The 8,826-nt window shown below is 40.5% G+C and carries 9 protein-coding genes and 1 pseudogene; 8 read left to right on the forward strand and 2 right to left on the reverse strand.

The window, feature by feature from the left end:
* Positions 1-110 precede the first annotated feature (110 nt).
* Positions 111-740, forward strand: coding sequence for an MBL fold metallo-hydrolase (locus SK578_RS03155; protein WP_042750483.1), 630 nt, complete (start codon positions 111-113; stop codon positions 738-740).
* A 106-nt stretch (positions 741-846) separates the two neighbouring features.
* Here the strand turns inward: SK578_RS03155 and SK578_RS03160 are convergent, their stop codons facing one another.
* Together SK578_RS03160 and pepO are read right to left on the reverse strand one after the other, a co-directional pair.
* Positions 847-1,611 (reverse strand): hypothetical protein, encoded by a 765-nt coding sequence (locus SK578_RS03160; protein ID WP_042750485.1) that lies wholly within the window; start codon positions 1,609-1,611, stop codon positions 847-849.
* Between the two features lie 59 nt (positions 1,612-1,670).
* The gene (pepO, locus tag SK578_RS03165; RefSeq protein ID WP_042750487.1) at positions 1,671-3,563 is read right to left on the reverse strand and encodes an endopeptidase PepO; all 1,893 of its coding nucleotides are present in this window, start codon (positions 3,561-3,563) and stop codon (positions 1,671-1,673) included.
* A 178-nt stretch (positions 3,564-3,741) separates the two neighbouring features.
* Here pepO and SK578_RS03170 point away from each other — a divergent pair, with 178 nt between their 5' ends.
* The 7 genes and pseudogenes from SK578_RS03170 to SK578_RS03205 all read left to right on the forward strand — a co-directional run.
* A complete protein-coding gene (locus SK578_RS03170; protein ID WP_042750489.1) occupies positions 3,742-4,464 on the forward strand; it encodes a metal ABC transporter ATP-binding protein in 723 nt (240 codons plus the stop codon).
* A complete protein-coding gene (locus SK578_RS03175; RefSeq protein ID WP_000559787.1) occupies positions 4,461-5,309 on the forward strand; it encodes a metal ABC transporter permease in 849 nt (282 codons plus the stop codon). The genes SK578_RS03170 and SK578_RS03175 overlap by 4 nt, the downstream gene beginning before the upstream one ends.
* A gap of 31 nt (positions 5,310-5,340) precedes the next feature.
* On the forward strand, positions 5,341-6,270 hold the full coding sequence (psaA, locus tag SK578_RS03180) for a metal ABC transporter substrate-binding lipoprotein/adhesin PsaA (RefSeq protein ID WP_033682181.1): 930 nt from the start codon (positions 5,341-5,343) through the stop codon (positions 6,268-6,270).
* Between the two features lie 122 nt (positions 6,271-6,392).
* The gene (tpx, locus tag SK578_RS03185) at positions 6,393-6,887 is read left to right on the forward strand and encodes a thiol peroxidase (RefSeq protein WP_042750513.1); all 495 of its coding nucleotides are present in this window, start codon (positions 6,393-6,395) and stop codon (positions 6,885-6,887) included.
* A 78-nt stretch (positions 6,888-6,965) separates the two neighbouring features.
* Complete coding sequence (locus tag SK578_RS03190; RefSeq protein WP_042750491.1) at positions 6,966-7,616, forward strand: metal-dependent transcriptional regulator; 651 nt, start codon at positions 6,966-6,968, stop codon at positions 7,614-7,616.
* A gap of 118 nt (positions 7,617-7,734) precedes the next feature.
* Positions 7,735-8,445, forward strand: coding sequence for a nicotinamide mononucleotide transporter (locus tag SK578_RS03200; protein WP_050491233.1), 711 nt, complete (start codon positions 7,735-7,737; stop codon positions 8,443-8,445).
* Positions 8,446-8,564: 119 nt separating this feature from the next.
* Positions 8,565-8,826: pseudogene (locus tag SK578_RS03205) on the forward strand (hypothetical protein); the annotation flags it as partial.

Raw genomic sequence — 8,826 nt, forward strand, 5'->3', positions numbered from 1 at the left:
GAATGAAGTAGATAGCAAGTAACCTTCTATAAAGAAAAACTTTCTGTCTACTTTATTCCCCCTAACTGTGCTATACTTAATTTAGTACATTCTTTGAGATTGGAGCTAGTATGAAAATCCATAAAACTGTGAATCCTGTTGCCTATGAAAACACCTATTACCTGGAAGGTGAAAAATACCTCATCGTTGTCGACCCTGGTAGCCATTGGGAAGCTATTCGTCAGACAATAGAGAACATCAACAAACCTATCTGTGCTATTCTCTTGACCCACGCCCATTATGACCATATCATGAGTTTAGACCTAGTTCGCGAGACTTTTGGAAATCCTCCTGTCTATATCGCAGAGAGTGAAGCCAGCTGGCTCTACACCCCTGTCGATAATCTCTCTGGGCTTCCTCGCCACGATGATATGGCAGATGTGGTCGCAAAACCTGCAGAGCACACCTTTGTCTTTCATGAAGAATACCAACTAGAGGAATTTCGTTTTACTGTCTTGCCAACTCCTGGTCACTCTATCGGTGGTGTTTCTATCGTCTTTCCTGATGCTCACCTAGTCTTAACAGGGGATGCTCTTTTCCGAGAAACAATCGGACGGACCGACCTTCCGACTGGTAGTATGGAGCAACTCCTTCATAGCATCCAGACCAAACTCTTCACCCTGCCAAACTATGACGTCTATCCAGGGCATGGTCCAGCTACTACTATTGCTCACGAAAAGACCTTCAATCCTTTTTTCTAGCTAGCAAAAAACCAAGGAATTTTTTATCCTTGGTTTTTGTGTACTGCTATTCAATTCTCCATTCTTTGATTTTAGAATCTAGTCTAGTATTGAACTTCATAGAACATTAGTTAGCTGACTCAAATTCTTTCCATTCAAATTTAGCTAAATCAAGTTCATTAGAAGAAATCCCTAAGATTTGCTCTGGCTTTTGATCACTACCAATTTGAAAGATTCCTTCTTTAATCTTCTGTACTCCGTCTTTATCAAAAGCATATAGACTTAAGTTCATTTCTGGTCGTGTTGACTGCCAGTCTGCATATCTGACTTGACCATTTTCATAGATAACTAAACTGGAACGAAAACCACCTGCAGAAGCTACATAAGCTGTATGAAGCAACTTGGGTTGTTTATTCTCTAAATAGTAAATGGCCCCTATATATTTTTTATCTCCAATAATCAATTCATCCTGACCATCCTTATTTAAATCAGCAAACACATAATGAAGACTAGCTGGTTTATCGTAGGTGCTTAGTGTAAAGATATAGCCATACTCTTCAGAAAAAATCTTGTTCTGTTTCAACTTTTCATACAAGGATTCTCGGTCGCCACTACTTAAAAGTGCCTGATAGTGATTGTACCGCTCTATTACTTCCTTGTACAAATCTTTTCCTGTTTCGCTTTTCGTTTCCATTGTTGTTGACGGCGTTGCCATTGAAGAACTTGTACTAGTTTGGCTCTCTGACTTCGTAGAGCTTTCCTTCTGTTCCTCTTTGGTAGAAGATGATTGTGTTGCCGAAGGTTCTATTTTTTCATCTTTTTTGTTTGCACCACAAGATGCTAAAACAAAAACAGTAAGAATAGCTGAAAATATCATTAAAAATTTCTTCATATTAACCTCTCTAACCCATCCTATACAGATTTACGGATTTTAGTATTAGATTCGATTCATTACCAAATAATCACGCGGTCTTCTGGTGAACGCCACATACCATCTCCTTCTTTGACATCATAGGTTGTAAAGAAATCATCGAAGTTTGGTACTTGCACATTGACACGGAGTTTGGCTGGTGCGTGCACATCGACACTAGCCAAAAGTTTCATAAATTCTGGACGACCTTTCATGCGCCAGATGCGACCGAAGTTGTAGAAAAATTCTTCTGCTGAGAAGTCTGGTTCTCTCTTGGCTGCTTCAAGCGCTGCAGCGATTCCTCCCAAGTCAGCCACGTTTTCTGATACAGTCAATTTACCGTTGATGGTTGCCCCATAAGAATCCTGTCCATCAAATTGGTCAATAACTTTTTGTGTTTTCTCCTTGAAGGCAGCATAGTCACTCTCTGTCCACCAATCCTTGAGGCTACCATTTTCATCAAAGGAAGCTCCGTTAGTATCAAAGGCGTGGGAAATTTCATGGGCAATAACTGCTCCAATACCACCGTAGTTAGCAGAAGATGACTGATGCAAGTCATAGAAAGGTGCTTGTAAAATAGCCGCCGGGAAGACAATCAGGTTCTTCTGTGGATTGTAGTAGGCATTGACCATATGAGCAGGCATGCCCCACTCCTTGTAGTCTACAGGCTGATTCCACTTACTCCAACTGTGTTTGATTTCCACACGCGCAAAGGCCAGAGCATTATCAAAAAGACTAGCATTTTCATCCACTACCTTGTCCTTGTAGCGTTCTGGCAATTCTTCTGGGTAACCGATGTAAGGCTTGATAACATTGAGCTTGACGATGGCCTTGTCACGAGTTTCAGGAGTTAGCCAGTCATTTTTAGCCAAGCGTTCCTTGTAGACATCAATCATGGTTGCCACTTTTTTCTCCACATCTGCCTTGGCCTCTGGAGAGAATTTTTCATGGGCATACCAGAGCCCTAAGGCTTGTTTGAAAGGATCTTGTGCTAGCTGATAAGCTGCCTTGACCTTGTCTTTAGCTTCTGGAACTCCAGAAAGGGCACGACTGTAGGCACCTGACAAGACACGAATTTCTTCTGTTAAATAACTGGTTGAGAGATTCACAACACTTAAAATTAAGGTTGCCTTGAGGAGAGGCCAAGCCTCTTCACTATAGAATTGGTCTGCTACTTGCCAGAAACGTTCCTCGTCTACGATAACCTTGTCTGGCACTTGTCCAAGAACAGCTTTGAAGAAGTCATCCAAAGGTAGGGCAGGCGCAAATTTCTTGAAATCTTCGTAATCATATGGATGGTAAAGTTTAGCATACTCTGAACTTTCTTCATTAGAGAGCACCACTGCCGCAACTCGACGGTCCAATTCTAGTCTTTTCTCTAACAAGTCTTCAATTTCTGCATCAGAGAAATCATAAGCCTTGAGAAGATTTGCGCGGCTTTCTTTCCAAAGAGTCAAGAGCTCTTCGCGCTGAGGATGGTCTTCTGCATAGTAGGTCGTATCTGGCAGGATTGTGCTTGGAGCACTGGCCCATAGAACATTGATTCTAGCATCCATAAAGTCTGGCGATACACCAAAAGGAAGGAAGTTTGGTTTTCCTGCAAGTTCAAACTCTGCTAGTCTAGCTGTAAAATCCGCAAAAGTCTCTAATTCTTGGAATTCTTTAAGGAGTGGTAAGACAGGTTTGATACCGTCAGCTTCTCTCTTGTCAAAATCACGAACTAGGCGGTGGTATTTGACGAAGTTTACTAAGATAGCATCCTCAGGCACCTCTTCTCCTGCCAACCACTTGTCTGTTGTCGCAAGCATCAAGTCTTCAATTTCCTGATCTAAATCAACAAAACCTCCTGTTTGAGACTTATCTGCTGGGATTTCAACTGTCTGTTGCCATTCTCCATTGATTGCATCATAAAAATCATCTTGATAACGTGTCATCTTGTTCTCGCTTTCATTTTTTAAGTTATTGCTAGCTTAACAAAAATTGCTTGGGAATGCAATTAAAAATGGACTTCCCTTTTCCAGCATTTTTCAGTTATTATTTTAAATTTTTCAAAAATTAACTTGACTTAATTTTTTTTTAATGTATATTAAGAGACAGGAGGAATACAAGTTTATGATACGTATCGAAAACCTCAGTGTCTCCTACAAAGAAACGTTGGCACTTAAGGATATTTCACTAGTGCTCCAAGGACCAACAATTACCGGAATCATTGGTCCAAACGGTGCTGGAAAATCAACATTATTAAAAGGGATGCTGGGAATTATCCCACATCAAGGTCAGGCATTTCTCGATGACAAGGAAGTTAAAAAATCCTTACATCGAATCGCCTATGTCGAACAAAAAATCAATATCGACTACAACTTTCCCATCAAGGTCAAGGAATGTGTCTCGTTAGGACTCTTTCCCTCTATCCCTCTCTTTCGAAGTTTAAAGGCTAAACATTGGAAGAAAGTGCAAGAAGCCCTTGAAATCGTCGGTCTAGCTGACTATGCTGAACGGCAAATCAGTCAACTGTCTGGAGGTCAATTCCAGCGGGTTTTGATTGCCAGATGCTTGGTGCAGGAAGCCGATTATATCCTCTTGGATGAACCCTTTGTTGGGATTGACTCTGTCAGTGAGGAAATCATCATGAATACGCTGAGAGATTTGAAAAAAGCTGGGAAGACGGTTCTCATCGTCCACCACGACCTCAGCAAGGTTCCCCACTACTTCGATCAAGTCTTGCTTGTCAATCGAGAAGTGATTGCCTTTGGTCCAACCAAAGAAACCTTTACCGAAACCAATCTCAAAGAAGCTTACGGTAATCGACTCTTTTTCAATGGAGGTGACCTATGATTGCAGAATTTATCGATGGATTACAAAAATTCCATTTCTTACAAAATGCCTTGATAACAGCTATTGTCGTCGGGGTCGTAGCTGGAGCTGTAGGATGTTTCATCATTCTACGCGGGATGTCACTCATGGGAGATGCTATTTCACATGCTGTCTTGCCAGGTGTAGCCCTCTCCTTCATCTTGGGCCTTGACTTCTTTATCGGAGCCATTGTCTTTGGATTGCTAGCTGCCATCATCATTACCTACATCAAGGGAAACTCGATTATCAAAAGCGATACCGCCATCGGCATTACCTTTTCTTCTTTCTTAGCCCTCGGTATCATCTTGATTAGTGTCGCTAAAAGTTCAACTGACCTTTTCCATATCCTTTTTGGTAATATCCTAGCCGTCCAAGATACGGATATGTTTATTACTATGGGTGTTGGGGCAGTCATTCTCTTGTTAATCTGGATTTTCTTCAAGCAACTCTTGATAACTTCCTTTGATGAACTATTGGCTAAAGCCATGGGAATGCCTGTCAATTTCTATCACTACCTTCTCATGGTACTCTTGACTCTCGTGTCTGTGACAGCCATGCAAAGTGTCGGAACTATCCTGATTGTAGCCATGCTGATTACCCCAGCTGCAACTGCTTATCTTTATGCTAATAGCCTGAAAAGCATGATTTTCCTTTCCTCAACCTTTGGAGCTACTGCTTCAGTTTTGGGACTCTTTATCGGTTATAGCTTTAACGTTGCGGCAGGTTCTAGTATCGTGCTTACAGCCGCTAGTTTCTTTCTCATTAGCTTCTTTATCGCTCCAAAACAACGATATTTGAAACTGAAAAATAAACATTTGTTAAAATAAGGGGTAAAGCCCCAATAAATTGGAGGATCTAATGAAAAAATTAGGTACATTGTTGGTTCTTTTTCTTTCCGCCATTGTTCTCGTAGCATGTGCTAGCGGAAAAAAAGATGCAGCTTCTGGTCAAAAACTAAAAGTTGTTGCTACAAACTCAATCATTGCTGATATTACTAAAAATATTGCTGGTGACAAGATTGATCTTCACAGTATCGTTCCTGTTGGTCAAGACCCACACGAATACGAACCACTTCCTGAAGACGTTAAGAAAACATCTCAAGCTGATTTGATTTTCTATAACGGGATCAACCTTGAAACAGGTGGCAATGCTTGGTTTACAAAATTGGTAGAAAATGCCAAGAAAACTGAAAACAAAGACTACTTTGCAGTCAGCGAAGGCGTTGATGTTATCTACCTTGAAGGTCAAAACGAAAAAGGCAAAGAAGACCCACACGCTTGGCTTAACCTTGAAAACGGGATGATTTTTGCTAAAAACATCGCAAAACAATTGAGTGCTAAAGACCCTAGCAACAAGGAATTCTACGAAAAAAATCTCAAAGAATATACTGATAAGCTAGACAAACTTGACAAGGAAGCTAAAGAGAAATTTAACAACATCCCTGCTGAGAAAAAACTCATTGTAACCAGCGAAGGATGCTTCAAATACTTCTCTAAAGCCTACGGTGTCCCAAGTGCCTATATCTGGGAAATCAACACTGAAGAAGAAGGAACACCTGACCAAATCAAGACCTTGGTTGAAAAACTTCGCCAAACAAAAACTCCTTCCCTCTTTGTAGAATCAAGTGTGGATGACCGTCCAATGAAAACTGTTTCTCAAGACACAAACATCCCAATCTACGCACAAATCTTTACTGACTCTATCGCAGAACAAGGTAAAGAAGGCGACAGTTACTACAACATGATGAAATACAACCTTGACAAGATTGCTGAAGGATTGGCAAAATAATACTCTGAAAAACGTCATTCTCTCATGAGCTGGCGTTTTTTCTATGCCCATATTTCCGGTCAAATCATTGGAAAATTCCGACTGTTTCAGCTAAAATGGAAGAAAAAAGATTGGAGTATCCTATGGTAACTTTTCTCGGAAATCCTGTGAGCTTTACAGGTAAACAACTACAAGTCGGCGACAAGGCACTTGATTTTTCACTTACTACAACAGACCTTTCTAAAAAATCTCTGGCTGATTTTGATGGAAAGAAAAAAGTCTTGAGTGTCGTGCCTTCTATCGATACAGGCATCTGCTCAACTCAAACGCGTCGTTTTAATGAAGAACTGGCTGGACTGGACAACACAGTCGTATTGACTGTTTCTATGGACCTACCATTTGCCCAAAAACGTTGGTGTGGTGCTGAAGGCATTGAAAATGCCATCATGCTCTCAGACTATTTCGACCATTCCTTTGGACGTGATTATGCCCTCTTAATCAATGAGTGGCACCTATTGGCACGCGCAGTTTTTGTCCTCGATACTGACAATACGATTCGCTACGTTGAATACGTGGACAATATCAACTCTGAACCAAACTACGAAGCCGCAATTGCAGCTGCTAAAGAACTAAATTAGAAGCCATTGTGGCAGATAGCTAGAGAAATCTAGCTTTTTTTGATATACTAGATAAAGATATTAGACAAGAGGAAACGAATGACCCCGAATAAAGAAGATTATCTAAAGTGTATTTATGAAATTGGCATAGATTTGCATAAGATTACCAACAAGGAAATTGCGGCTCGTATGCAAGTCTCTCCCCCTGCCGTAACTGAAATGATTAAACGGATGAAGAGCGAAAACCTCATCCTCAAGGACAAGGAATGCGGCTATCTACTGACTGACATCGGCCTCAAACTGGTCTCTGAGCTCTATCGTAAGCACCGTTTGATTGAAGTTTTTCTAGTCCATCATTTAGACTATACGAGTGACCAGATTCACGAGGAAGCTGAAGTCTTGGAACACACTGTCTCTGATTTATTCGTGGAGAGACTAGAAAAATTACTTGGATTCCCCAAGACCTGCCCTCACGGAGGAACTATTCCTGCCAAGGGAGAACTCTTAGTTGAAATCAATAACCTGCCACTAGCTGACATCAAGGAAGCTGGCGCCTACCGCCTGACTCGTGTGCACGATAGTTTTGACATTCTCCATTATCTGGATAAGCACTCACTTCACATCGGTGACTGTCTCCAAGTCCAGCAGTTTGATGGCTTCAGCAATACCTTCACCATCCTCAGTAAAAACGAGGATTTACAAGTAAGTATGGACATTGCCAAACAACTCTATGTCGAAAAAATCGACTAATTTCTCAAGCACCCTACCAACCCTGAAAGTTTTATTTTCAGGGTTTTATTTCTATCATTTGATTTTACTTTCATTTAGTTGTAGAATATTTGTAAAAAAAAGAAAGATAGTTTAACCTATGAAAAAATCACTAAAAATTTTTGCTACATCTAAATGGTTTGACCTCTTTGGAGTTGCTCTAGTAGTTGGGATTGCAATTGCATCTGGTTACCTCAACTCCCGTCTCGACAAATTCGTAGACTGGGGCCCATGGACAGCTCTCGTTCCCTTTGGATTGATTTCCGTAACAAACGTTGGAATTTCCATGTTGTCCACTCGTTTCACGGGGAAATTAAGCAAATGGGGAAATTACTTTGGTATTGTTAATACCATTTTGTCCGGTGCTATTGATTATATCCTTGGAAATAAGGCGGCCATCATTACCTATCCCGTCACCTTCCTCATTTATACCTTTGCTATTAAGAAATGGGAAGCTTCGCAAGAAGGCAGACCCAACCAAATGAGCCAAAAACAGTTAAAATTGGCGGCCATCATCATTTCCATCATCGCCTTCCTCTTTGCCTTTGTGACAAACTATATCGGCTATGGAGGAAAGATGAATCTCCTTGCCTACGTAACAACTATTGCCTTTGCACTGTCCCTCATTGCAAATGCTTTTAACGCATTGAAACTAACAACTCAGTGGGGCTTTTGGTTGATTTACAATTTCGTTCAGCTGACAAAAGCTGGTATTCAAGGAAATTTTGCCAATATCGGAAAATATATCTTTTATATCCTCAATGCAATCGGAGCTTTATTTGTCTGGAATGATGAAGAGGTGGAACAATAAGAGGGAAATCAAATAAAGAAATCTAACAGAATCTCCTTACTAAAATTTTTTATCATTTTAGTTGTAACTCCCATTCTTTTGGAGTAGAATGAAAATAGATAAAAGAAGGAGGTCTTGTCATGAAAAAACTCTATAGAATCCATTTTACAGCAATTGCAGTTATCGATTTGCTACTATTCGCATTTTTTAGCAAAAGACCCGAGACATCTTTGGAGTCTCTCTTGCTCTCTGGTTTTATTTTCCTCCTTACTCAAGGACTCCTGTTATTTCGCTTGGTTGTCCGACTCAAACATCAATTCGCTGAGATTTATCCTCAAATCAATAAAAAGATTCGCTTCTACTATTTAGGGGTTCTCTCCATTGATTTTCTATTTTTTGTCC

This window comes from Streptococcus mitis (genome assembly GCF_000722755.1).
Lineage (GTDB): Bacteria > Bacillota > Bacilli > Lactobacillales > Streptococcaceae > Streptococcus > Streptococcus mitis_CM.